This window comes from Pelagimonas sp., assembly GCF_050633425.1.
In the GTDB taxonomy this organism is placed as follows: domain Bacteria; phylum Pseudomonadota; class Alphaproteobacteria; order Rhodobacterales; family Rhodobacteraceae; genus Pelagimonas.
The window spans coordinates 408,598-433,615 of record NZ_JBOEGM010000004.1; the positions used below are offsets into that span (position 1 = coordinate 408,598).

Genomic DNA, 25,018 nt, shown 5'->3' on the forward strand with positions numbered 1-25,018 from the left:
CAAACATCACCCCTCCTTCATTTCGATATTTGTCGAAATAAAACTTGCGCTGCCTTATCGTTTCGAGAATACTAGAAATATGAAAATGATCGACTCACCCGCCCTCACCCTCGAAACCGCAGCGTCAAAGTTTGCGGCGCTCGGATCGGAGCAACGTTTGCAAGTGCTGCATTGTATGGTGCGCGCCGGACCTGATGGTCTTTCTATTGGCGCGTTGGGAGAGCGAACCGGGATCACCGGGTCAACACTGACCCACCACTTGAAAATTCTTTCCGCCGCTGGATTGGTCAAGCAGCAAAAGCAAGGGCGCAGTACAATTTGTGCCGGGGCCGATTATGCCGAAGTCGAAGCTCTTTCGGAGTATTTGCTACGCCAGTGTTGCGCGGATTGTGACACACCGAACAAGGATCACCGTCATGGCTGATATTGCACAATCTCAACGGCCGCGTTGGCCCAAGATTTCCAAGGCTTGGCTTGCATCGGCGCTCATTCTGCTTGCTGTTGCGATTTTTGAAGCGCCTCAGTTTTGGCCAACTGTTGAGTTCACCGCCAGTGCCTTGCTGAACACCGCGCCGTTCATCGTCTTTGCGGTGCTTGCGGTGGCGTATCTCAAGGCAACAGGGGCTGAAAACCTATTGGCCAAAGCCTTTGAGGGCCGCGAGTTACGGATGATCGGCCTTGCCGCCTTGCTGGGCGGGATTTCACCGTTTTGTTCCTGCGAAGTGATCCCCTTTATCGCGGCGCTCTTGGCCGTTGGCGCGCCACTTAGCGCAGTTATGGCGTTTTGGATCGCATCGCCTTTGATGGATCCGGCAATGTATTCTATCACCGCTGGCGGGCTTGGCTTGGAGTTCGCGTCTGCCAAAGTGGTTGCGGCGATTGGCATGGGGCTTTTGGGCGGGGTTGGCACAATGGCGCTTAAAAAGACCGCTGTCTTCACCGATCCGCTGCGCGAAAAGCCCCAAGTTGGAGGCTGCTGCGGGGTCAAAAAGCCATTCTCAGGCAAGCCGGTTTGGAAATTCTGGGGTGATAACGATCGCATCGAAATATTCCGCAAAACCGCGATCGAAAACGCTCTTTTCTTGTTCAAATGGCTGTTTTTGGCCTATCTCATCGAAGCGATCATGATCCGCCACGTTCCGGCCTCTCTCGTGGCTCAGGTCTTGGGCGGTGAAGGTATCCAGCCTGTTTTACTTGGGGCGTTTGTTGGAATGCCTGCATACTTGAATGGCTACGCCGCTGTGCCTTTGGTCAAGGAGCTGCTCGACATGGGCATGGCCGACGGCGCTGCGATGAGCTTCATGTTGGCCGGTGGCGTGAGCTGCATTCCGGCAGCCATTGCGGTCTGGGCTTTGGTCAAACCCAAGGTTTTCGCAGCGTATCTTGGGTTCGCTTTGGTCGGCTCGGTGCTTGCGGGCCTGACATGGGGTGCAATCGCCTAACAGAATGTCGCCACACCTGCTTTTGCCGCGCCTCACCTTCGCTGAGGCGCGGCATTTTGTACTGTGAAGAAGACCGGCTTCTCGTTGCCCTTAGGTCAACAGTCCGTTAAATCCGCCCGAAATCTACGGTATTCGGCCTTTGAGGAGACCTTATGTATCGCGTCTGGAACTTCCTGACCAACTACTCGCTGCTTTTGATCTTTGGTGCGCTCATCGCTCTGGTTTGGGCGAACTTAGATGCTCTGGCACCTGTCGCGGGCCAGCCACATTATTGGGCAGACACGTATCACCACTTTGTTGAGTTTGTGATCTGGGATCATGCGCCTATTGGGCACTTGCATGACGGACATCGCACCCTGACCTTGCACTATCTTGTCAATGACGTGCTGATGGCCTTGTTCTTTGCCATTGCGGCAAAAGAAGTCTGGGAAGCTGTGATCCTCGAAAACGGGAGCCTGCGTGGAAAAAAGGCGGCGACGCCATTGTTTGCCACGGCTGGCGGAATGTTCGGGCCGATCGCAGTGTATCTCGGATTGGCGGTTTTCATGGGATCAGACACCTACAACGCAGTTGCCAATGGTTGGGCGATCCCAACGGCCACGGACATCGCGTTTAGCTATCTGGTCGGGCGTTTGGTTTTTGGTGCCGGTCATCCGGCTGTGCGGTTCCTTTTGCTGTTGGCGATTGCCGACGATGCGGCGGGTTTGATTATCCTCGCCATCTTTTACCCCTCTGGCGAACTGGCACCTGAATGGCTGGGCCTGTCACTCTTTGCGGCGCTTGCAGTGTTTGTATTGGCCAATTGGCTTCCGCGCCGTATGGATCGTGGTAACCAAGACCGCCCAATTTCCACTTGGGTTCGTAAATATCTGTCGTTTTGGCCCTATCTTTTGGCGGCCTGTGCAAGCTGGTACGGTTTTATGATGTCTGGCCTGCACCCGGCCTTGGGTCTCTTGCCCATCGTTCCGACATTGCCACATGCGGATCGCGCTTTTGGCATTTTTGCCGCCGCCGAAGAGCACCTATCCGACCTTCTGAACATGGTCGAACATGCGCTCAAATACCCGGTTGAGATCATCCTTTTCTTCTTTGGCCTGTTAAATGCTGGCGTTGAATTCTCGTCCATGGGGGATGCGACCTGGTTGGTTCTGGCCGGTCTGTTGATTGGAAAACCTGTGGGTATCTTGCTGTTTGGATGGGTCGCCGCGGTTCCACTGCGCCTTGGCATTCCGCAAGGCATGCGGATCATTGACCTTGTGGTCATTGGTTTTGTGGCTGCGATTGGCTTTACCGTTTCGCTCTTTGTGGCGTCGGTGGCATTTGACGCGGGTCCGGTTCAGGACGCGGCGAAAATGGGTGCTTTGTTTAGCTTTGCAGCTGCGATTGTTGCTATAATCGCGGGTAAAGTGACCCGCGTTCAGAAGCAAGAAATCTAAAACGCGACGGAAAATTGTTGCTCAGGCAGGCCCCGATTTGGGGCTTGCGTTGTTTTTGTTTCCAATTCTGGTCATAATGTGGCCCTAGTCTGCACCTAGAGGTTAGGAAAGCCCGCTAAAAGGGCCGCAATGAGCAGAGTCGGGGCAACCCAGATGTTAGAATTTGACATGGTTAGCAAGTCCTTTTGGACTGGAACGCAGCGCAAGGTGATCCTTGATCGCGCGTCTTTCCGTGTGAATATCGGAGAATCTCTGGGGATTCTCGCCCCGAACGGCACCGGCAAAACCACGTTGATCAAAATGATGGCGGGCTTGGAAAAGCCCGACGAAGGCGAAGTGCGCCGCAGTTGCCGTGTCTCGTTTCCGCTGGGGTTCATGGGGGGTGTGGTTTCTAAAATCTCGGCCCGCGAAAATGCTCGTTTTATCGCCCGCATGTATGGTCTCGATCCCGATTACGTCGAATCTTTTTGCCGTTGGCTGTGCGGGTTGGAAGAGTATTTTGACCAACCAATCGGCACTTACTCATCTGGTATGCGATCGCGCTTTACCTTCTCTTTGATGCTTGCGCTCGACTTTGATATTTATCTGATCGACGAAGGCATGCCGAATTCTACGGATGTAGAGTTCAACCAAAAGGCCGGTGAAATCCTCGCCGATCGGTTGCGTACGACAACGATTATCATCGTGTCACACCAGCCGAAAATTTTGGAAAAATTCGCACGCAAAGCTGCCGTTTTGATGGACGGTAAATTGCATATGTTTGAAACCTTGGAAGAAGCGAAACAGTTGTATGACTACGAAACCCAAGGCTAAAAAGTTCCGCATTCGTCGTTCCGAAGCGCCCGACGCGCCTATTGAGCGGACACAGCCGCAGACGGTTGCAAAACCAGATTCTCAACCACGCCCGCCCGCTGCGCGCGGCGGTGCCGCACAGGCGATTGCGGAGCAAGTTACTCCACATTCTCAACCCGGTCCGGCTCCGAGGCCGAGTGCGCCACAATCACCAGGCGCAGCCCCTATGGCGGGCCAGGTTTCGTCAGCGGCGCAGGTGTCATCCGAAACTGACATCGATGCCATTCGACAAGAGGGGCTGACAGGGCGCCAGTTGCGAATGGCCCGACGGGTTGCGCAAAAACATGGCTTGGCCCCGACGTCTGATTTCGATGCGGTGCGTTTGCTGCGGGTTAAGGGAATTGATCCGTTTCAGCGCACGAATATGCTCGAACTTGTGAAACCCCAAGAGGGCGATGTTGCTCCGCAAAATGGTGATGGCAAAGTGCAATTGCCACAAACCGTTCAGCTCGAGAAAAAGCAATTGCCGTCGACCGAAATGGCGAACCCGGCCGAGCGGCGCGCCAATGAAATCATGAAGATCCAGAAGGAACTGGCGGCACGGCGGCGCAAAAAGCAGATGTTGCTTTTGTCCCGTCTGGCTGCCTTTGTCCTCCTCCCGACCTTGCTGGCGGGCTACTATTTTTATGCTGTCGCAACGCCAATGTTCTCGACAAAATCTGAGTTTTTGATTCTCAAGAACGATGGTGGTGGCGCAACGCCGGGGTTCCTCGCCGGATCACCTTTCGCCACGGCACAGGATGCGATTGCGGTCCAAAGCTATCTTCAATCCAAAGACGCGATGCTGCGCCTTGATGCCGATGTTGGCTTCAAATCGCATTTTTCTGCGACTGATATAGACCCGATCCAGCGTCTCGAAGAAAACCCTTCGAATGAAGAAGCGTACAAATTGTACAAGCGCCACGTTGAGATTGGTTTTGACCCGACCGAGGGTGTCATCAAGATGGAAATCATGGCGGCTGACCCGCAGGTGGCGACCGAATTCAGCGAAGCATTGATTGGATATGCTGAAGAACGTGTCGATAACTTGTCCCTGCGCAAGCGTTCAAACGCCGTGCGTGATGCCGAGCAAGGGTTGATTGATGCCGAACAATCCCGCCGTGATGCACAGGAAAAGCTTGTTCGTTTACAACAGGATACAAACGCCGTTGACCCTGATGCCCAAATCGCAGCATTGCGTTCGCAGATCAATACTTATGAGCTGCAATTGCAGGAGAAAAAGCTGCAGCTTCAGGCGCTGCTTGACAATACGCGTCCCAACCGCGCCAAAGTTGACGGCGCGCGTGGCGATATCAGGCGTCTAGAAGCTTTGTTGGTTGAGTTAAACTCCAAGATGGTGTCTGCCACCACCGGCGAAAACTCTCTGGCCGAAAAGGCTGCACAAATTAAGCTTGCTCAGGCTGATCTTGCGACTCGGGATTTGATGCTTCAAACCTCATTGCAGACTCTGGAACAGGCCCGTCGTGATGCGTCGAGCCAGGCGCGTTACCTGACGACATCCGTTAAACCGGTTGCGTCCGAAGACCCGTCGTATCCGCGCAAGTTTGAAAACACGGCACTCGCGTTCCTGATCTTTGGCGGCATCTATTTGATGATTTCCCTAACGGCTTCGATCCTGCGCGAACAGGTTTCGAGTTAAGATCAAAAAACACACAGGGGGCTGCAAGAAATCGACTTGCAGCCCCCCCCACCTTTCCGCTAAACGGGTCGACGGAGAGGTGGCCGAGTGGTCGAAGGCGCACGCCTGGAAAGTGTGTAGGCGGGAGACCGTCTCGAGGGTTCGAATCCCTTCCTCTCCGCCATTTAACCTTCTTTGTCATCTAAAAAACTGCCCAAGGCCTTGAAGCGTAAGGTGGTTTTGGCGGTTCGAAATCCTTTTTCACGATGGTATGGGATTGGAGCTTCGAAAACTAGTTTCAGGACGGTTTGACGGTCGTCATCGCGCCCTGTTTCCCAGAGTTTCCAAGGGTTTGAGAGAAAACCCTGAGCGGTTCGAAAACTTGTGCCGAAGTCCTTTTGCTTTGGCTTGGTGTTGGCGAGATTTTCGGAGATCAGCGCGGCTTGGGCTTCCAGCTTTTCGATTTTGGCTTCGAGGGCGCGCGCCGTGGCGATGCTGTCTGTCTCGATCAGGATGTCGGAAGCTTTGCTGGTGTCGGATTCGATTTTGCGCAATGACGCCTTCTGTTCCTTCCGACGGATTTCGAAGTCACCGATGCGGGCTTCCCAGATGTCAATAAACATAGCAGACGCAACGGAAAACTGACTGCGTGGCGGGCGCAGGGATTGTAGCACGCCTTCGACTGCGTCTTCCATATCGGCGCGGCGGATCGACTTTCTGCGTGCGTCGCGACCTTTTTGAAAGCGTTCGTTGTAAGGATAGCGCTTGTTGCGGCCTTTCGCCTAATAGGCGGTCATGGGATGGCCGCAGCCGCCGCGGGCCACGTAGCCCCGCAATGGGAAGTCTTCGTTGGCCACCTTCTTCTGCGGCGCAGAGGTGTCGCCGTTCTGGCGGGGTTGAATGCGTTGAAAGGTTTCCCATAAGGTAATCGTGGGATGATTGCCCTTGGTCAGGCCAACACCCCACGGCTTGTATTTGTAATGGCCTGCGTAGATTTTGTTGGTGAGCATGTTTTTGATGCGTTGCGGGTGGATGTCACCCTTGGCATCGCGGGCAAAAATCACATGGGGGCGCAGGAAACGCGCAACTTGGCTTGGCTGACAAAACGACCTGAAGCGTAACCCTCCAGCGCCTCTTGCAAAAGGCCTGCGATTGGTTCGTCGCGTTCCAGCACTTTGCCACCCCGCTCCCCTTTGACGTATTTGAAACCTATCGGAGCCCAAAAGCAGAAATACCCTGCTTGAACCGCGCGGTCATGCGGTGGCGCACCTGCTCTGCGCTTTCCAAAGGGTGACTGGCGCTCGCTGCTGTAACTGTTCGTGAAACAGGTCACCGAGCCGCAGAAATTCATCTTGTCTCTTTTCGTGGTAGTGTTTGTAGTTTTGGTCATTTGCGAACAGGACTTCTCCAGCTTTGGAAAACAAGTCCGCTGTTTGACTTTTTTCGCCACTCAGAATGTTGGGAGCGCCTCTTGTCCTCTCGTTTGATGTATACGTCTTCAGCCTCCTAGCTCTGTTTTGTATGCTAACTTGGAATTCGGAGAGCGATGCTTCGTGTTTCTGGTTGATCTTTTGGGCTAGCTGCACGTCTTTATCGAGGCCTTCAATCTGCGCATTGGCAGATTTCAACGCCCCTGCAAGTTTCTGTGACGAAAACTGATTGAAAGGAATTGCAGCCGCCGAATGTGCGACCATGGTTGGGTCACGACCATGCTCAAGCCTAGAAGACAAACTTTGATCATTCTGCGACAAGCCCTTGGCGGTAAACATGATCTGTGACGGGTATACTGCCATGGCACCTCAACCGAGAAATTCTTGCGATCAGTCTATCAGTGACCATTGAAGCAGAGTTCAAATTGGCTGAATTTGGATCGTCCTGCACAACGCTAGAAGAGACGAGTTGCATCAGGTAAAGCCCGTCTCCCGATCGCTTCTAAAGAGTTCTTACTAGGATAATTCTGCGCAACTATGAGCCTGTTCAGGGCTGACATCGGAACCTTGGTTAGCTCCATCGCGCACATCAAGGTAAAATCATCTTATTTTGTGCTATGACGTCAAGAAAATGAATGCTTTGGACATTTTGCATAGGTGAGTCGAATTGATGGATTGGTCGGTGAATGAAACCGTAATCCTGTTTGCTTGAGTAGCTTCCATTCGCGCAAACGCCGAAGACCATTTTCTCGGTGGAAGGGGTTAGTCTGCAAGACAAAAATCGTTTCTAGGCTCGTGCAAGAGCGACTCCTTGATGTCGGGCACGCTTTGGACTGACAACCGAGCGTATTCCCAAATCGGCGAACGGCAGGAAGCCGCTCAGTAGCCTTCGCATATGGAATTTGCAGTTTTTCCTGACCGATGTTGTCAGATGATGGGTTTGTGTCCAAAGCACATTTTACTGCGATCACCAAGTTTGGCTTCTGTCCTGCTGTCAGCTCAACACTTTATTCTCAGTTCGACCTATTTTCTTTGCGCCATTGTGATGGCGTTTGGCCGATCACACGCAAAAATTCACGGTTGAAATTGGATTTTGTGGCGAACCCTGCAGCCAAAGAGACTTCCATGATTGTCTTTTTTGATGTGCTCAACTGGGTACAGGCTTCCCGAATTCGAAAATCATTTACGAATTGAGAAACGCTCATTCCTCGCACCCTGTTTATTGCGTTTGAAACCTGTCGGTCTGGCAGGCCAAGTTTTCGGGCAAGGCGTCGCAAACTAAGGTCTTCGTCTCGGTGCAGCTCGTCTTGGACAAACAATCGTTCAAGGCGGTCCACAATTTCGCTGTCTTTTTCAGTTACCTCTGGGGCAAGCGAGACAGTTTCGCTTTCTGGCTCGGTCATGTCCGCCGCACGGCCGAAAGAGGCAGAGACACCAATCACAACAACAAACGCGGTTTGCACGAATGTCAGGATCAAGCCGGCGTTTCTCCCGTCGTTTTGTATAAAATCGATAATCAAGTAGATGTCAGTCAACCCTGACAACACCAAAGCTGCTCCCGTCAGAACCATGGCAAACCGGATCTCACGTTCGTCATTGATAGGCGATAAAGAGAGTGCATCTGTGCCCTTCCACCAAAGCCGAAGAAGCAAAAAGCCAAAACCCAAATAGGTCATCAGAATGAGCGGATCAGGGATCACGGGCAGCGCAGCAAAGGCCAACCAGTTCAGAGCAATAACGCCAACTGGCCAAAGGTGTTGAAATGTTTGGCGCCGAGCGAGCGCGGCATAAGACATATAGGCCACGGCAGGCAAAACGGGGGCCAAGAGGATCAAGTACGTCGAAAAGCCGTCTATTTCGTAGCCCCACCGCAGCGATACCAAAAGCGATTGCACTGCGTAAAGTGCAATGAGGCTTGCAAAAAATTGATGCGCCCTCAGTGTCATGTCGCGGCTCACCAAGATGCGGCAGACCAAAAACAGGAGAAACAAGGTGGCAAATAAAGGGAGCGGGACAAACAGCATCAGCAGGGGACTTTTTCAAAAATTTTGACTGCGTTTATCCTGAAACATATTTCAGGACGACCTCAAACGCGTTTTAGGACGATTGATCGACGCGTTCACGTCAATCCAAGGGCATCACTCTTTTGGCGCATGAGGAAAAGCCCAATGTCACTCCTAAAAATGATCGCGAAATCCACAGCCTTTGCTACTGTTCTTGGCCTGTCTGGGTGGATCGGCTATGATTTGACGCGTCCACCTTACGATGGAGCTGTAGGTATCACCTATGGATCAGCCTATGCGCCCATTCGTGGCTCTGATGTTGACTTCAATATTTGGTATCCAGCGGTACCCGGCGGCAAAAGCGTTACAGTTGGCGGCAATGGCGTTTTCTATGGCACGCCAGCAGGTCGCGATGCACCGCGACAGGATGGGCGATTTCCAATGATCGTCATCTCTCATGGGTCGGGTGGCAATGCGGGGCAATTCGGCTGGATCGCGTCAGAACTGGCACAAGCAGGGTATGTTGTTGTTTTGCCCAATCATCCAGGCACCACAACCGGAAATGCGTCTGCCAAAGCCGCCGTGCGCGTTTGGGAACGTCCGGCTGATGTGTCCGCTGTACTGGATGAAATCACCGCGAATGCGGGTGTGTACCCCTACATTGATGCGGATCGGATCTCTATTTTGGGGTTCTCTGCAGGAGGGTACACAGCAATGGCAACATCCGGCGCGCGTGTTGATCCCGCCCTGTTACAAAGCTTCTGCGATGACAGCGATCATGGCATGTCCGATTGTGCCTTCTTGGCGCACTTTGGCATTGATCTGCATGCGTTTGATTTGACCCCAGCAGCACAAGACCTGCGCGATCCGCGGATCAAGACAGCCTTGATTATCGACCCAGGTATCGTGGAAACCCTGACCGTGGAAAGTTTGGAACAAATCGATATCCCGATGCTGATCATCAACTTGGGCGATGAGGATGAAATTCCAGTGGGAGTTCACGCCCGCAATGCCGCTGACGCGATCCCCAACGCGACCTATTTAATTATCAACGACGCAACCCACTTTAGCTTTCTGGCGCGGTGCAAACCAAAAGGTGCGCAGATCCTAATCAATGAGGGTGAGCTTGATCCGCTCTGTGATGACGCTGGTGGACGTGCGCGTTCGGACATTCATGACGCGCTCTCAAGTCAGATTGTCACCTACCTACACGAGCACCTGTAAAACACGCCACAGCCGTTCGCATCTTAGACGTAGACGGCTGTTTCGTCCTGTGCTCCCGGTCTCCGCAATTGCAAACCGTAATTTCTACGGACTGATGTTGTCGGATAACCGTTTTGCGCCCAAACCTTTTGCATGTTGTGATTTCGGGGGAGGTCCGTTTCGTCGTTACCCAAAAGGCAATGGTCATAGTTCGTTCAGTCTGCCATGATGGTCCTCAATTGCCGCCATATAGGCGAGGCCTTCATTTCCTGTCTTTTGCAAAGCTGTAAAGGCAAGAAGGCGCAAGACGCCCAATACGCCCGAATAGCTATCAAAAACATGCTCGTTTTCAATCGGGCAAACGATTGTCCATCGCGCGCGATGCGCCAAACTGAGTGAACTGGAATCGACGATCAGGAGAATATCGACGCCCGAGTCGGCAAGTATGTCGATACAGGCGCGCAGCTTGCTGACGATCCGTCGTATACCGACGATCACCACCACATCGCCTTGACTAAACCCGGCGAGATGCTCGGCGCTGGTTTCCCCCGAGCCAGAGATCAAGCGCGTGCCGGGGCGGAATTGCACAAATTGCCAATGCGCGTAAGACGCAAAAAAGTGGCTGTTGCGCATCCCAAGGAACCCGATCTGCGGTGCTGTGACCAGGCCATCCGCGGCGCTTTCGATGGTCGTCCTGTCGAGATTGCTGAAGGTGTTTTCGATGATCTCGGTTTCTTGACGGGCAAAGCGTGCAATCACATCGGAGGGCGGCTGGGGCTCCCTTTGTCCGATCAGGTTCAGGGGCGAGCCTTGGCCGAACTGATCCCGAGACTCGCGGCGCATAGCGTCATATGTTTCAAACCCCAGGCTTTTGACAAAGCGTGTCACCGTGGAATTGGAAACATTGGCCATGCGGGCAAGGTCAGAAGCCGAGTTTAGCAAAGTCAGAACCGGCTTATCTAGTAGCAGATCTGCAATTTGGCGCTCTCGCCGGGTGAGGCCGTCATAGGCCGAAATCATCTGTTGTCTCAAACTGGTCATCCCTAAGCCGCAGCATCCAGCGGCGCGACTGTCAAGCAGAGCAGGCTAAAAATTTCTAAACCGCCCAATGTTTACACTCCCGTTTCCAAAATCGCGCAAATTTTGACGGATATTTTTTCTTTTTGAGTTTTTATTGGAAATTAATTTCCAGAAAATCGGACCTCTCGTTACACGCCAAAGTGTTCACCAAGAAAGGCGTTTCGCATGAACACGACGACACCTGCAGCCCAACCAGCACGCGATGATGTTGCGATCACGCTGAGCGGCGTAAACAAATGGTATGATGAATTTCACGTTCTAAAGGACGTCAATCTGACGGTGAAACGCGGTGAGAGGATCGTGATTTGCGGTCCATCCGGGTCGGGCAAATCCACATTGATCCGCTGCATCAACCATCTGGAAACACATCAGAAGGGCTCAATCAATGTCGATGGGGTCGAATTGTCGGACACTATGAAAGATCCCGAAAAGCTGCGGCGCGACGCGGGCATGGTGTTCCAGAATTTCAACCTGTTTCCGCATCTGACCGTGCTTGATAACTGCGTTCTGCCCCAGCGTCGCGTGCTCAAGCGCAGCAAGGAAGAGGCGCGCGAGATTGGAATGAAGTTCCTCGACCGCGTGCGCATCCCCGAGCAGGCGGATAAATATCCCGGTCAACTCTCAGGGGGTCAACAGCAGCGCGTTGCGATTGCCCGTGCGTTGTGCATGGAGCCGAGCCTGATGCTCTTTGATGAGCCGACGTCGGCGCTTGACCCTGAAATGGTGGGCGAGGTGCTCGACACCATGGTGGAGCTGGCAAAGACTGGCATGACAATGCTGTGCGTAACGCATGAGATGGGCTTTGCCCGCGAGGTCGCGGATCGGGTGATTTTTATGGATGCCGGGCAGATCGTTGAGGAAAACACACCCGACGCATTTTTCGATAACCCACAGAGTGAACGCACCAAGACGTTCCTCAACCAGATACTCTGAGGGCCGGGGATGTTTGATTTTAGGTTTTATGAACTCTGGCGCTCGCCGGAGTATGTCCAGACGCTTTTGATGGGCGTTGGGAACAGTTTTTGGCTCACTTTGGTCGGGTCGGTCTTTGGAATCGTTTTTGGGGTGCTGTTGGCCTTGGCGCAGGGGCGCGGGATGCCCTTTGGCCTGCGCTTCGCAAGCATGTCTTACGTGGAATTCGTGCGCAACACGCCATTCATCGTACAGCTGTTTTTCGTGGTCTTCGGACTGCCCTTGCTGCTTGGCTATACCTGGTCGCTGGAGGCCTCGGTGGTATTGGCGATCACGCTGAACTTTGCCGCTTACTACGGAGAGGTGATCCGGGCCGGCATTCAGTCAGTGCCGCAAGGCCAGGTCGAGGGCGCGATGGCTCTGGGGATGTCTCGATGGCAGACGATCTTTGACGTGGTTCTGCCGCAGGCCATCGCCAAAGTGTACCCGTCCATGGTCAGCCAGTTTGTCTTTTTGTTTCTGACCACCGGTCTTGTTTCGGAAATCGGGGTCAAGGATCTGACATGGGCAGGCCGCTTTGTCGCCGGGCGGACCTTCCGCGACTTTGAGGTCTTTATCGTGCTGACCATCCTCTACATGCTGTTGGTTTATATCTTCAAGGGAGGCTTCGCGATCCTGTTCAGAACCGCCTTTCCATGGTGGGGGAAAAGCAGATGACCGATTTCTTGCAATCCATCTTCGGCGATTTCTACGGCAAGATGATCTTCATCCTGCTCGATGCGACGCAATACACGATCTACCTGTCCCTGGTGGCCTTTATTGGCGGCGGCCTGATTGGCCTTGTCATGACGGTGTTAAAGATTTTGCCCAACAAAGGTGCGCGGATTGTCGCGACCTCATATATCTGGCTGTTCCAGTCGATCCCTTTGCTGATGCTCTTGTTCCTGATTGGTCTGGGCGTGCCGTCTTTCTTCCTGATCGAAGTTTCTCCTTGGATGGCGGCGGGTATCTCGCTGACGCTCTTTACCAGCGCCTATATGGCAGAGGTCTGGCGTGGAGCTTTGGAAAGCGTTCCGACTGGCCAATGGGAGGGAAGCAAGGCCCTTGGCATGACCTTTCGGCAAACCCTGACCGACATCATCGCACCACAGGCCCTGCGCATCGCCATCGCGCCCACGGTGGGGTTCATGGTCCAAGTGATCAAAGGCACGTCTATGGCCTATATCATTGATTTCACTGACCTTATGCGCTGGGGCAAAAAGATCGCCAACAGCCAGGTCCCGGGGGCAGAGCCGTTTATCGTCTTCCCCATTGTTGCGCTGATCTATTTCGCACTCTGCTTTCCTCTTTCTCAGTGGGCCAAATCTTTGGAACGGAAACAAGCTCTGGGAAAATCCCGCTGAACGAACCCTTATTATCCAACAGAAAGGACTAAACATGTTTGGTACATTCAAATCTGCCCTCTTTGCGGGCATTCTCGGTGCCATGGCGCTGGCTCCGGTCGCGGCAACAGCAGATCAGCTCACCGAGATTCTGGACAAAGGAACCATCGTGATCGGCGTGCCGGAAAACTTTCCGCCCTTCGGTTCCGTCGGTGCCAGCTTTGAGCATGAAGGCTATGATGTCGACATCGCAAAACTGATTGCCGAAGATCTTGGTGTCGAACTTGAGCTCAAGCCGATCACCTCAAAGCAACGTATTCCGTTCCTGACCTCCGGCACCGTTGATCTGGTGGTTTCGTCGATGGGTGCCAACCCCGAGCGCGCCAAATCTGTCTGGTTCTCCTCGGCCTATGCGCCGTTCTTTTCGGGCGCATTTGCAGCGCCGGATGTCGACGTTTCCTCGCCCAAGGATTTGGCCGGTCTGAAAGCTGGCGTTACAGGCGGCACAATCGAAGATCTGGAGCTGTCCAAAGCGCTGCCCGAAGGTGCGGAACTCATTCGTTTTGGCGACAATGCTGCGACGCTGTCGGCCTATTTGGCCGGGCAGGTCGATGTGCTGGTCACCGGCAACACAGTCGCCGCCAAGCTCGCGGCCAATAACCCGGACCAGTCGCTTGAGACAAAATTCGTCGTGCGTCAGTCTCCGGCGTTCATTGGAGTGAAATCCGGTGAAGCAAACATGCTGCAGTGGGTGAACGTGTTCGTCTTGCACAAAAAACTGGGCGGCGTTCTGAATGAGCTGTCTCTCAAATGGTTGGGCCAGGAACTGCCCGATCTGCCGAGCCTCTAAGCTCCATTGCTCCTGACCACGAGCAGCCGATTGAAAATGGCTGCTCGTTTTTCTGGTAACGGCCTTCTCTGAAGTTAGACTGAACGAAAGCTATTTCCTTTGCTTGAAAATAGTCTGTGATCATGCGGGATTGCCCGTCGTCAGACATCTTTTCATGGGCCAGTTCATGGGCCAGTTTTTTATGCTTCGGCCACATGCTTGGGTCTTGGACGCTGAGATGGGCTGATCCTTTTGGCAGTTGGGCGCAAACGTGTTTTTCTCCTGCGCCCTTGAGTATGCCGGGCCCCGCCTCTGTTTGGATGCGACACCAAAAACGAGTGGCGGCTTTCGGATAAATGACCAATCCTGCCCCAACCCTTACATGACTTGAAAAAGGTTTTTGCAACTGCGCATTGTGGTTGTTGGCGAGGCGTAGTATTGCGGCTTTAGTTGTGCCGTTGGGTCATTGAATGAAAAAGTTTTTCTATATTTTTCTGCTGCTTGGCGCGGTTTTCACACTGTGCCTGCTAATGGATAAGAAAATTTCCCTCATCACAACAACCAAAATATACCAGCACAAATCTGCGCCGTTCGAGAAAGTTGTCTTGGTTCCGAGCCCCGATGCAGAAGGCGTTTTCTTATATTTGGTTTTTCCATCAGGCGAGGCGTCACATACATTCGACGAAGGCTTGGCCCATTACGTTGAACATCTTGCTTGGTTAAGCGCCTTTGGCGGGGATCAAGATGAAAGAGCGCTCCATTCCAACGCTTGGACCAACCACTTCAGCACAGGGTATTGGCGAAAGACCTCAAAAGAGGACTTACACCATGCAATGCAAACCCTGATTTCAGTTGCGAACCCGCTGAAGGTGGACGCGGATTTTGCTTTAGAAGAACGGAAAATCGTCTTACGGGAACACGATTTTCGGGTGACAGAACGCCCTTTGTACAACGTTTTTCGCGACATGGATCGCGCACTTTATGGCGACGGAACCTTGGCGCGCTCCGTCATTGGGCAACCGCCGGTTATTGCCAGCTACGCGCTGGACGCTGCTGCTACGCTGCACAAGGAAACCCATATTCTGGCGGAAGCGACCCTGTTGGTCTACGGCAACATAAGCCAAGCACGATTGGACGCCGTCCTTTCGTCTTTGTCTTTTGAGGGGGCTTCGGCGCCTAAAGTGAACCCCGTGTTGCCCAAGATGGTTTCGAAGGACGTCATGCAAGATCGGGCCGCTGTGACGGTGTCTCGATTGAATGATGATACGTTCCTGTATCGCAAATTGGTGCGGCTTGGCCCATGTGATAGCCCTGCACATTGCGCAACGGTTGTCCGGCTTGCTGAAAACGCGCTGGAGTCGGCATTGCCAGGGGGGCTTGCCGGTCCGCTCCGGTTCGATCAATTTGTGGCGCGCAGCTTCTCGTTCGACATACAAGTGATCGGAACCGACTATGTGGAAGTCTATTTCAGCGCGCATCCCGACAATGGTGTTTCGCTGAAAACGCTTGAAACGGCCTTTCACGCGACCCTTCAAAACACGCTAAAAAACGGCCTTCATCAGGGGACCTTTGATCGTGTGAAGTCCAGGCTCCAAGATCAGCTCAATAATGTCTTGGAGCGCGATCGCCCCAATGACAACCGTGGCTTGCTTCTTGACCAGCTCATGTTCGCAAAGCCGATTTTTTCACTGGAAGATCAGATAAATGCGGTTGAGGGTGTTCGCCTAAAAGATGTAAACAGTTTCTTGAAAACCCTATTGGGTGAAGGGCGTGACGTGACCCGCCTTGTGACCGTTGAAAGGTGATTTAGTCGTGAAAAGAGTTCTGTTTCTGGCCGCTTTGGTGCTGTGTTTGGTCGGGTGTAACAAGGAAACCAGTCGAGAGGTTGTTTTAGCCGAGACGCCCGAGGGTCGTCCGTTTCATTTTATGCCCATCTATGAAGACGGCGTGACGGACATCACGATAACAGTCGCTTGGCCAACGGGCTGGGCATATCGGCCGGAGCTCAATCCAGCAGTGCCCTATGTTGCCGCAGAAGCCATTCTGAGCGGTGGCACAAAACAACTGGCGCCCCAAGATGTCATGGAACTTTTCAACGACAAGAATTCGCGCGGCCATTTCTATGTGCGTGCCAATCACGCCATTGGCGAATTGAGCTTTCCAAAAGAGCATATCGACGATGTTGTTTCGATTGCTAGTGAGATGCTTGCATCGCCCCAGTTCGATCAGGCGTGGGTTGATCGGGTCAAACGGGGGATCTTTGCCAATCAGACCCAGTCACAGACGCAAACAGCGCATCAAATGTGGGCGCTGGCCAGACAAACGGTTCTGGGCCAAGGGCCCCTCAACAATTATCTTAGCCTTCCGAACCTTGATGATATCAACGCTGTAAGTGTTGATGATCTTCGCCGCTGGCACGCTGAAACGGTTGTCCAAGATGCGGCGGCTATTGCCGTCACTGGGGCCATCAGCCGGGAGGACGCCGGCAAAGTCATTGACCAATTGGTTTCCTCTTTGCAGGCAGATCAACCAAAGAGCGTTCCTGATGTGGATGCAAATTTTGCCCCCAAAACGATCCTACTGCATCTGCCCGAGGCAGAGAAAACAACGCTTGGTCTTCTGGGGCAATTGCCATCGACATCTCAAGGGGGTGACTTGGTCGATTTGCTGGCGCTGGGCTTCTTTGAACGGTCGGGAAGCGGCCCGCTCTTTGATGCGGTTCGCACGGACCTGCGGGCAAGCTATGGGTTTCAGGCTGGCTACTCAAACTATGATCGCGCGAACAGGGTCATGTTTGTTGCGGGAGAGGTTGAGACAGCAAAACTGGCACAGGCCACGGATGTGATCCGAACCACGTATGAATCCTATCGCACAGCCCCCGATTTCACCGGGTTCGATGAATTTCGTCGTGGAATTGCGGGCGGGTTTCGGAAAAACGTATTGTATGTGGATGTCGCTGCTAGAACGATACTAGAGTTCGCGTTAGATGCGCGCGACCCCAGCGGTGCGCCCGATTTGGGTGACTATTTGGACAGTATAACAGCACAAACGGTCCAGGAACGCCTCGCCTCGGTTTACCCTTCGGGGGATGACCTCATTGTTGTTGCAGCAAGTCCAGATGCCTCGGCGCTTCCGGGGGCATGTGTTGTCACGGCAATTGAACAGGTGGCGCAGTGTCCGTAAACAACAATGGGGGCGAAATCCCGCTCTCTTGGTTCACACGGTCGCTATGGAAATACACGCCGCTCTATATTGAGTTGGTCTTTCTTGCGATCTGCCTGCGCCTGATCGGGCTGGTTGAGCCATTCATCTTTCAAGTCATTATTGATCGTATCCTCCCGTTTCAGCGAGAGGCCTCGCTTATCGTGGTTGTCGCTATTTTTGTGGCCGTAAGCCTGTTCCAAATGGGATTTGAGGTGTTGTCGAGCCTTCTGGGCATTCTGACCGCCAATAAGGTCACGCGCGAGTTTGGATCGCGAATATTCGACCACCTGTTCAAGCTACCCTTTAGCCATTTCCGCAAGTGGTCCATTGGTGAAACCATCGCGCGGGTCAGCGAAACCGATACGATCCGTCACTTTCTGGTTGGAACCACAACGGGTGTGTTTCTCGATCTGCTGTTTGTGGTGATTTATATCGGGGTTTTGCTGTCCTTGTCCGCTCCTCTGACGATGATTGTGCTCATCGCTCTGCCATTGCAGGCATTGGTCTATTTTGCGTTCGGCCCGGTCTTGCGCACTCGGTTGCGCGCCCAGTTTGATGCGGGTGCTGAGCACCAAACACAAATGGTTGAGAACATTTCAGGCATCGCAGCGGTAAAGGCCCTGAGCGCAGAAACCAAAATGCTGGAACGGCTCGACCAAACCCTGGGCAAAAGCCTTTTCGCCAGCTACCGCGTTGGTGTTTTGAACATCTTCAGTGACAAACTAACCTTTGTAATTGAACGCGGTGTGACGATCTCGATCATCTATGTTGGTGCCAACCTGGTCTTCGCCGGGGAAATCACCCTTGGACAGTTGATTGCCTTCCACTTGCTTGCCGAAAAGGTAACCGACCCAATCGCCAATTTCTCCAAGCTTTGGGAAGGCTGGCAGAATATCAAGGTCTCCCGTCAAAGGCTCGGGGATATTGTGAACTCGGACAAAGAGCCGTTTAACGAACGCCCAAAGTTACCACCAGAAATCGAGTCTCGCCTGTCGTTTCAAAACGTGGACTTCACGTATGTGGAAGGAAGCCCAATTCTCAAGGCGTTCAATTTTGAAGCTGCCCCGCATTCCATGACCCTAATCATAGGCCCGTCCGGCATCGGTAAATCGACCTTTGGGCGCTTGGCATCCGGGATTGATGTGCCATCGGAGGGCAAAGTTCTGTTGGGCGGCGAGAATATTGCCAAGTATGACCCGCATGATGTGCGCTCGAAAATAGCGTACATTCCCCAAGAGCCATATCTGTTTTCAGGCACGCTTCGGGAAAATCTGCTCATTGGTGAAGAAAATGCCACCGAAGCCGATATAGAAGAGGCGCTCAGAATATCGGCGGCTGATACAGTGGTCGCTCGAATGCCGATGGGTCTTGAGACCCATGTCGGAGAGAGAGGCTCTGCTTTGTCGGGCGGACAACGGCAACGGATTGCGATTGCGCGGTCGCTTCTCAAAAAACCAAAGGTCATCATTCTGGATGAACCAACAAGCGCTCTTGATGATGTGGCCCAGCGAAAGATGGCTGAAGAGCTTAAGCGACTAAAGGCCACCACGACGCTGATTATCATCACGCACCGGCCCGATGTGTTCGGCCAGCCAGATCAAATCATTGATTTTGAGAAACTGTCATGACCGCATCTTCGGAGCCGATAAAGATCACCTCCCCAACGCTTCATGCGACGATCTGGTTCACGATTTCGGTCTTCGCGGCCATTGTGATCATGGCCTGCATCTTCAAAGTCGAGGTAGTTGCGCGCGGGCAGGGCAAGGTTGTTCCCGTTAGCCGGGTGCAAGTTGTGCAGCCTGAATTCGACGGCAAAATCACCGCGATCCAGGTGCGCAATGGTGCAGAGGTCCGCAAGGGCGAGGTGCTCATCAAACTGGACACGACCGATGCAGAAGCGGAATTGAACACCATCACTGCGGAAATGACGCAGTTGCGGATTGAGCGTGCACGCATCACGGCCTTGGCTTTGGGCATTGACGAGGGCGACATTCAAACGGGCTCGTTTTCGGCCGATACGCTGCGCGATTTTGCGGAAAGTGCTGATACGACGCATGATTTCTACGCCGAACAATCCCGGTTGCTGTTGGCCGAAATTGACGATCTTCAGGCCGCCATGTCACAGATTGCAGCAAGGATTGCAGCGAATGATCAATCGGTATCGGTGACACAGGCAAATATTGCGCGGATTGAGGCGGTTATTGCGATCCAAACGGAACGGTTGGAAGTCGCCCAAGGGCTGCTTAACCGCGGTACATCCAGCAGGTCAGCGTTTCTGGACGTTCAGGAAGCGTTTACCACCCTGGAGAAGGAGCGAGACGTATACCTGCGCGAGTTAGAGCAGAAACGCAGCCAGGAAACCGCACTTCATGCCGAACAGCGCAGTACAATTACCTCGCAGCGCAATCAGCTCTTGCAACGTCGATCAGAGATCGAAGCACGTCTGGCAACTCTGGAAGAACAACTGCGCACCGCGGAACGCCGGATGACTGCGGCGCAACTGACGGCGCCCATGGATGGGGTTGTTGATCAACTGGAAGTCTTCACGATCGGTGCCGTGGCAAAAGGCGGAGAGCAACTGTTGCGTGTCGTTCCCAATGATCAGAGTGTCGAGATAGAGGCCGCTTTTTCAAATAACGACATTGGGTTTGTCGAGATCGGACAACAAGCCAACATCAATCTTGATGCCTATCCATCGGAGCGTTTTGGATTTGCAACCGGTGAAGTGTCTATCGTGGCAGCGGATTCAACCAAAGCTGAGGAGGGGGTTTGGACCTTTGAAGTGCGTATCACGCCACAAGAGAACAAGCTCACCTCTGGCTCTGAGCAATTCGCTCTTCGTCCTGGGATGACGGCTTCCGTTGATATCACGACAGACAAGCGGCGGCTCATCAGCTACTTCTTTGCGCCTATTGTTGCCGTAATCCAGGAGGCTCTTGGAGAGCGGTAACATGTGACTACCGCACAGCCGCTTTTCTTTGAAAAGCCCTGGTCAGAACGCGATTGGGATAGCTAAAGATTTGCCAGAGCGTGCGCAACAGAACCGCCATAGGTCTGGGGAGGCGATGGAAATCTCGAAGTAGGCTCTTGGGGTAAGACGTGCGGCCGAAGGCCAAGAAGCAGGACAGGAAGAAAACCAAATAGTGAAACTCAGCGCTCTGTGGGAGGACAAAATTCCACACAGCGTGTACGGCAATGCCCATCCATAGGTTTTTCTCGGAGACTGTGTAAATCCAAAGATTTACCATCAAAAGTGTCCCCAGTATGCGACCTTGAGAGAAAACAAGAGGGTGCAGAATGATGAAAACCACCAGAGCAACAGTTGCCCCTGGGAGAACCCCCTTGCCCTGTTTCGCAAACCACTCTTGCGTAAAGAAAAACAGGTGTTCACGCGATAGCATTAGAATAATTGAAGCATAGCTGAGAAGCGCATAAATGTACTTGTCGCCGTTATCACTTGCATTGTTGAGGTAAAAAAATACAGCGCAAAGTATCAAAACTGGAAGGATCTTGATTCTGAAATAGCGGGACACGCGTGATGGTTGAGATTTGTTCAATAGCAACGCGGGTATTAAAATAACACACGACGTGCCGACTCCTAATAGTGATCGGAAAACAGAATTTCCGAAAGCTTCAGTCGCAAAGATGGATTGATCTTCAAAAACTATTTCTAATAAAGAGAGAGCGCCATCGCGTAGTGGAATAGTGTTGAAAGTTAAAAACACTTCGACCCCCACCGCAAAGAGCAGGCACAGAGCGTAAACTTTCCAGGTTTGCATTTTGACGGAACTCCAGGGCTCATAGGTGAGCTCGAAGGCCCACCTATGACGTTATCCCGTTACCAACGTGAAATTGTGGTTTTCGCAGCGCAGCCGATTACACTGTCGGTCGCTGGGGTTTCTGAACCATGCCACGTGTCATCGGTACGGATGCAGTTTGAGAAATCATCTCCCCAAGTTGGCCCTTGCTCTGCTTGGCGCGCTTCGGCGGCTGCCCGTTGACGCGCGCGTGCTTCGTTGGCACGTTGGCGATTGGCACTGTTGCCACCGCCACCACCACCGCCGCCGCCGCCGCCACCGAAGGATGCGGTTCCGAACAGGTCATCTGATGAGGCGTTTTTGTATACGCTTGACATTTTCGTGTCTCACTTTGGATTTTGGCCAAGTCATGATAAGAATGGCCTTGCTTGATGTTGCCGGGATTGATCCCAGCGGCTCATTTGGGCGGTGGGTTGGTCAAGAACCTGCCGCCCTACTTACGAGTGCAAATCTGTTGGGACATGCAGCCGTAATCTCTAGGTGACGCAACGTGTTCTCAGTAGCGCCAAAAATAACTTACCGACATATTCGGACTATCGAGGGCATAGACCTGATGGAACCAGCCAGCGGGCTGCACAATCATCTCGCCTGGGTTCAGTGTGACCGAAATGCATTTGGCACTTTCGGCCTTTGGATAGACCGAAAAGTCAGGGTCATCAGGACGGAACCAACATGGTTGATAATTGTTATAGGCCTTGTGCGGATAGACTAGGTCTTCTTGATCTGCAGAATACAGATCGAGGCGCTTGCGCCCGATAACCTGCAATAAAAACCCGCAATGCGGGTCACGGTGCAAGCTGGATGTCGGGATATGCGTTGGCACCGCGCCAAGCCAAAGCTGTGGCGGGATAAAATCTTCGCGGTCGAAAAACAGAGGCCCAAAGTCAGGCCACATCTCCTCGGGCAATTTTGCGCCTTCGGTGTATGGTTTTACGAAGCCTTCAACCATATCGTCATGCGGGTTCGCCATGAAACCTTTGAGCTCTTGGACAAACTCTCGCATGGTTTGTTTCTGAGTGGCTGAGCGCACCCTCACAACCGCATCGCCGTATTTTTCGACAAGTTTATCGAGTGTCCAATCCCTGCAAGGCGGCGATGGTTCGAGACCGGTGATGACAACCGGACGCCCCTGGGACATCACCTCAAGGATTTGCCGCTGTGTCGGTTGATGAAGGTATTCGACCTCATCAAGATCGCGATAACCTTTGTCGCGATGCAGATCCCCAACGGATTTGAAACGCTCAAGCGTGAAGTTGCTGGGGCGGAGGCATGATTTCGCGAGGTGGTTGGCGTAGTGCAGGTTGCCGGAAAACTCCATCGTCCCAATGATACTGGGGTCACGGAAATCCAGATACTCAAACTCCCGGAAAATGCGTTTGATTGTCTCAATCGGCATGCTGACCAAGGTATCCGTCTCACGATCCAGATCATGCCTCTCGATGTGCAACTCATCGGCATAACGTGCGATGAAGCCGTGCTCGGGCATTTCAGGGATATGCAGTTTGACCGTGCCACGAATGCCCTCGGGGTTTTGAAACCCTGTCCTCAAGAGGTCGGCAAAGCCAGCGATGGCAGCCAGATCCGTTTCGAAATCCTGCTGTGGATAGGTGACGTTCATGCCACGGCCTCCGCACCGGTTTGTCGAAGGTTAACGCCTGTCCAGCGGTTGATGCGGCGCACAGTGCCGTCCTGATTGCGCCTTAGGCTGGTGGCAACCTGATCCGGGAAAATGTTGTGCGTCATATCGTGCAAGATGGCACGGGTGTTGTTGTAGGGCGTGATCCAGTCGTTGAAAAACAACCTGTCCCCGCAATTCCACTCATCATGGGCCAAAGCCCGGCCCGTTGTGTGAACCTCTTGCTCGACCTCTTCGGTCAGCCAGGCCCAAGTGACCATAGCGCTGGGAAGGCTATCCTTGGTCAAATAGAACCGCGCTTGATTCGCCCACAAAGCAGGAAGAATTTCAGACCAAAAGTAGCCTCCCAATTCGTGTTGCTTGTGATACGACGATTGCGCCAACAATTCTAGGGCGAAGCCAGCGCTTGCATATTGGTCCAGGTTTACCATGCGATCTGCTCCTCCCGAGCACTCCCGAAATGGTGGGACAATACCGTGGCGTTTTCAGGAAGCCGCGCTTGCAGTTTTTTCTGTAGCTCTAAATGATCACCGAAGGGGGCAGATTGTCGTTTTAAGCGGACTTTATTTGCATCGCGTTGATCGACGTCCCAAATGGCGTATCCAAACGGCCGACGTTCTTCGTCAATAGCCACAAAAGCGGTTTGAGTCTGCATATGACCAAGGCGTGTTGAATAATATTCCCCGATACTCTTTTCGGATTCGCCCTGCGAATATTCGATATCGAGCAAAGTCATCATTCCCAAGCAGCGATATGCGTTTATGGCATCACAATCGTCTTCAGCTTCGGTCATAATAGGAAGGTAATTATTCACATTCACTGCCTCAATTTGAGTCATTTGTTTAGAAAGACACTCTGAAACGGAAAAGGTGCCTTGAAAAATTTCCGATAATCTATCTTGCAAGAGGGGCTCAAACGCCTCGTCCACGATGTGCCGCGCAATAGGATAGTTCATCCTGTAGGTGTATGGTGTAGATGGTAATTTCAAAGCATCACGCAATTGCTCCGCATCGGTGCCGAGATAGATATAATTATCCTTCTGCCAAGCCGCGTGCAAAGGGGTGAATATCTGAGGTTTGTTTTTCCGAATGAAATCCAGAAAGATTCTTTCGGAAACAAAGGCTGCAAGTTCCCTCGCAACTGGTGGAACAAAACGGCCTCTGGCAAGGTGGTACTGTAATGCATGCCCAAACTCATGCGCTACACAAAGCATGTCGGCGGGCGTTCCTTGATAACACATAGAAACTAATGGCATTTTTCCTGAGTCACGATCCATGGTTACAGGCGGGTCCGTCAAGGGCGCATCGAATTTCTTTTCGGTGAAATCGCATGTTGCCAATACGTCATCCAAATGTGCGGGCAATGCCGGCGCAAGGGCTTGGGATGTAAGTGACCAAGCTTCCTGAGCGGACATATTTGGAAATGGAGTGGTGCAGGTGTTCCGCGACTTTTTTGTCTTTAGCCGAATATTACTTGCGATGAATTCAACTATATATGTGTCAAAATCATGAATATTCACCCAATCGGAAATTGTGTAACCGTCTTTTAAGTCAGGCCGGACTACTGTCATAAAAAACACCAAAAAGAGTTACCGACGAAACATCTCGCGTTAAGGTTTAGTGATTTCTGGTGGGTCCGCAACCCCAAAATCTACCTAAACGCGACAATATTTCACCCTCTGGAACAGATACCCGATGAGGGTTGAGACAGACGGGATAAACCGGGTCACAGAGCGAATCTCATGACGGCTTTTTGATGTTCACCCTGTCGGCGGTTCGGTCGCTGCTATGACCATGAAATCGCGCAATATCGTTTTTCTTCAAGTCCTTACATGCCTCAATCAACCGCACGCGCTGATACTGGTCTTCGCGTTCAAGTCAGGGTGTCGGAAAGCCGTCTCGGGAAAATAAGTATCCTGTCCCAAGCGAGGTCTCCCGGAGGGGGCGTCGGTCATCGCTCATCTGAGGATGTTGACATTGAAGGCGTCCCAAGACCTTGAAAATCGTTAACAGAGCAGTTGCTAGGCGGCGTATTTCACAGTCGAAGATTGTGCAAAAGTAGTTGGTAAAACTTTGAAAGCGAAGCTCGTCGATTGGGCGGGCGGATTTGAAAAACCGGGGCTGTCTGCCAGCTTGACAACACCAAGCGGGCAAGAAACTATCTTTGTAGTTTC

General features: G+C 52.7%; 24 protein-coding genes and 1 tRNA gene. 15 read left to right on the top strand and 10 right to left on the bottom strand.

What is annotated here, in order from left to right:
- Nucleotides 1–79 precede the first annotated feature (79 nt).
- The 6 genes from ACRBB0_RS03925 to ACRBB0_RS03950 all read left to right on the top strand — a co-directional run bounded on the left by ACRBB0_RS03925 (nt 80) and on the right by ACRBB0_RS03950 (nt 5,532).
- Nucleotides 80–424, top strand: coding sequence for an ArsR/SmtB family transcription factor (locus tag ACRBB0_RS03925; RefSeq protein ID WP_431373092.1), 345 nt, complete (start codon nt 80–82; stop codon nt 422–424).
- The gene (locus ACRBB0_RS03930) at nt 417–1,442 is read left to right on the top strand and encodes a permease (protein WP_431373093.1); all 1,026 of its coding nucleotides are present in this window, start codon (nt 417–419) and stop codon (nt 1,440–1,442) included. Before ACRBB0_RS03925 ends, ACRBB0_RS03930 begins: the two co-directional genes overlap by 8 nt.
- Before the next feature lie 152 nt (nt 1,443–1,594).
- On the top strand, nt 1,595–2,878 hold the full coding sequence (locus ACRBB0_RS03935) for a Na+/H+ antiporter NhaA (protein WP_431373094.1): 1,284 nt from the start codon (nt 1,595–1,597) through the stop codon (nt 2,876–2,878).
- Nucleotides 2,879–3,031: 153 nt separating this feature from the next.
- Nucleotides 3,032–3,691, top strand: a complete 660-nt coding sequence (locus ACRBB0_RS03940) for an ABC transporter ATP-binding protein (protein ID WP_431373095.1) — start codon at nt 3,032–3,034, stop codon at nt 3,689–3,691.
- Nucleotides 3,669–5,369: a capsule biosynthesis protein gene (locus ACRBB0_RS03945; protein WP_431373096.1), complete on the top strand. Its 1,701-nt coding sequence runs from the start codon at nt 3,669–3,671 to the stop codon at nt 5,367–5,369. Before ACRBB0_RS03940 ends, ACRBB0_RS03945 begins: the two co-directional genes overlap by 23 nt.
- Nucleotides 5,370–5,442: 73 nt before the next feature.
- A tRNA-Ser gene (locus ACRBB0_RS03950) sits at nt 5,443–5,532 on the top strand.
- 1 nt (nt 5,533) lies between these two features.
- Here the strand turns inward: ACRBB0_RS03950 and ACRBB0_RS03955 are convergent.
- The 4 genes from ACRBB0_RS03955 to ACRBB0_RS03970 all read right to left on the bottom strand — a co-directional run bounded on the left by ACRBB0_RS03955 (nt 5,534) and on the right by ACRBB0_RS03970 (nt 8,724).
- Nucleotides 5,534–6,043, bottom strand: coding sequence for a hypothetical protein (locus ACRBB0_RS03955; protein WP_431373097.1), 510 nt, complete (start codon nt 6,041–6,043; stop codon nt 5,534–5,536).
- Nucleotides 6,044–6,130: 87 nt separating this feature from the next.
- Entirely contained in the window at nt 6,131–6,571 is a 441-nt protein-coding gene (locus tag ACRBB0_RS03960) for a recombinase family protein (RefSeq protein ID WP_431373098.1), read from the bottom strand.
- A 30-nt stretch (nt 6,572–6,601) separates the two neighbouring features.
- A complete protein-coding gene (locus ACRBB0_RS03965) occupies nt 6,602–7,141 on the bottom strand; it encodes a hypothetical protein (RefSeq protein WP_431373099.1) in 540 nt (179 codons plus the stop codon).
- 650 nt (nt 7,142–7,791) lie between these two features.
- On the bottom strand, nt 7,792–8,724 hold the full coding sequence (locus ACRBB0_RS03970; RefSeq protein WP_431373100.1) for a helix-turn-helix domain-containing protein: 933 nt from the start codon (nt 8,722–8,724) through the stop codon (nt 7,792–7,794).
- 222 nt (nt 8,725–8,946) lie between these two features.
- Here ACRBB0_RS03970 and ACRBB0_RS03975 point away from each other — a divergent pair, with 222 nt between their 5' ends.
- Nucleotides 8,947–10,005 (top strand): alpha/beta hydrolase family protein, encoded by a 1,059-nt coding sequence (locus ACRBB0_RS03975; protein ID WP_431373101.1) that lies wholly within the window; start codon nt 8,947–8,949, stop codon nt 10,003–10,005.
- 183 nt (nt 10,006–10,188) lie between these two features.
- Here ACRBB0_RS03975 and ACRBB0_RS03980 read toward each other — a convergent pair whose 3' ends face one another.
- Nucleotides 10,189–11,016: a MurR/RpiR family transcriptional regulator gene (locus tag ACRBB0_RS03980; protein ID WP_431373102.1), complete on the bottom strand. Its 828-nt coding sequence runs from the start codon at nt 11,014–11,016 to the stop codon at nt 10,189–10,191.
- Between the two features lie 213 nt (nt 11,017–11,229).
- Between ACRBB0_RS03980 and ACRBB0_RS03985 the strand changes: the two genes are divergently transcribed.
- The 8 genes from ACRBB0_RS03985 to ACRBB0_RS04020 all read left to right on the top strand — a co-directional run bounded on the left by ACRBB0_RS03985 (nt 11,230) and on the right by ACRBB0_RS04020 (nt 20,341).
- Nucleotides 11,230–11,997, top strand: a complete 768-nt coding sequence (locus tag ACRBB0_RS03985; RefSeq protein ID WP_431373103.1) for an amino acid ABC transporter ATP-binding protein — start codon at nt 11,230–11,232, stop codon at nt 11,995–11,997.
- A gap of 9 nt (nt 11,998–12,006) precedes the next feature.
- The gene (locus ACRBB0_RS03990) at nt 12,007–12,693 is read left to right on the top strand and encodes an amino acid ABC transporter permease (protein WP_431373104.1); all 687 of its coding nucleotides are present in this window, start codon (nt 12,007–12,009) and stop codon (nt 12,691–12,693) included.
- Complete coding sequence (locus ACRBB0_RS03995; RefSeq protein WP_431373105.1) at nt 12,690–13,379, top strand: amino acid ABC transporter permease; 690 nt, start codon at nt 12,690–12,692, stop codon at nt 13,377–13,379. Before ACRBB0_RS03990 ends, ACRBB0_RS03995 begins: the two co-directional genes overlap by 4 nt.
- A 34-nt stretch (nt 13,380–13,413) precedes the next feature.
- Nucleotides 13,414–14,208: a transporter substrate-binding domain-containing protein gene (locus ACRBB0_RS04000; protein WP_431373106.1), complete on the top strand. Its 795-nt coding sequence runs from the start codon at nt 13,414–13,416 to the stop codon at nt 14,206–14,208.
- A gap of 449 nt (nt 14,209–14,657) precedes the next feature.
- On the top strand, nt 14,658–15,992 hold the full coding sequence (locus ACRBB0_RS04005) for a M16 family metallopeptidase (RefSeq protein ID WP_431373107.1): 1,335 nt from the start codon (nt 14,658–14,660) through the stop codon (nt 15,990–15,992).
- 7 nt (nt 15,993–15,999) lie between these two features.
- Nucleotides 16,000–17,370, top strand: a complete 1,371-nt coding sequence (locus ACRBB0_RS04010) for a M16 family metallopeptidase (protein ID WP_431373108.1) — start codon at nt 16,000–16,002, stop codon at nt 17,368–17,370.
- Nucleotides 17,361–19,019 carry a peptidase domain-containing ABC transporter gene (locus tag ACRBB0_RS04015; RefSeq protein WP_431373109.1) on the top strand — a complete coding sequence of 553 codons (1,659 nt, stop codon included), beginning with the start codon at nt 17,361–17,363 and terminating at the stop codon, nt 19,017–19,019. Before ACRBB0_RS04010 ends, ACRBB0_RS04015 begins: the two co-directional genes overlap by 10 nt.
- Entirely contained in the window at nt 19,016–20,341 is a 1,326-nt protein-coding gene (locus tag ACRBB0_RS04020; RefSeq protein WP_431373110.1) for an HlyD family type I secretion periplasmic adaptor subunit, read from the top strand. Before ACRBB0_RS04015 ends, ACRBB0_RS04020 begins: the two co-directional genes overlap by 4 nt.
- Before the next feature lie 7 nt (nt 20,342–20,348).
- Here the strand turns inward: ACRBB0_RS04020 and ACRBB0_RS04025 are convergent, their stop codons facing one another.
- From ACRBB0_RS04025 to ACRBB0_RS04045, 5 genes are all read right to left on the bottom strand, one after another.
- Nucleotides 20,349–21,170 (bottom strand): hypothetical protein, encoded by an 822-nt coding sequence (locus ACRBB0_RS04025; protein WP_431373111.1) that lies wholly within the window; start codon nt 21,168–21,170, stop codon nt 20,349–20,351.
- Between the two features lie 59 nt (nt 21,171–21,229).
- Nucleotides 21,230–21,526 (bottom strand): hypothetical protein, encoded by a 297-nt coding sequence (locus tag ACRBB0_RS04030; protein ID WP_431373112.1) that lies wholly within the window; start codon nt 21,524–21,526, stop codon nt 21,230–21,232.
- A gap of 179 nt (nt 21,527–21,705) precedes the next feature.
- Nucleotides 21,706–22,827 carry a cupin-like domain-containing protein gene (locus ACRBB0_RS04035; protein ID WP_431373113.1) on the bottom strand — a complete coding sequence of 374 codons (1,122 nt, stop codon included), beginning with the start codon at nt 22,825–22,827 and terminating at the stop codon, nt 21,706–21,708.
- Nucleotides 22,824–23,276: a toxin-activating lysine-acyltransferase gene (locus tag ACRBB0_RS04040; RefSeq protein WP_431373114.1), complete on the bottom strand. Its 453-nt coding sequence runs from the start codon at nt 23,274–23,276 to the stop codon at nt 22,824–22,826. The genes ACRBB0_RS04035 and ACRBB0_RS04040 overlap by 4 nt, the downstream gene beginning before the upstream one ends.
- Complete coding sequence (locus ACRBB0_RS04045) at nt 23,270–24,415, bottom strand: hypothetical protein (protein ID WP_431373115.1); 1,146 nt, start codon at nt 24,413–24,415, stop codon at nt 23,270–23,272. The genes ACRBB0_RS04040 and ACRBB0_RS04045 overlap by 7 nt, the downstream gene beginning before the upstream one ends.
- Between the last annotated feature and the right edge of the window lie 603 nt (nt 24,416–25,018).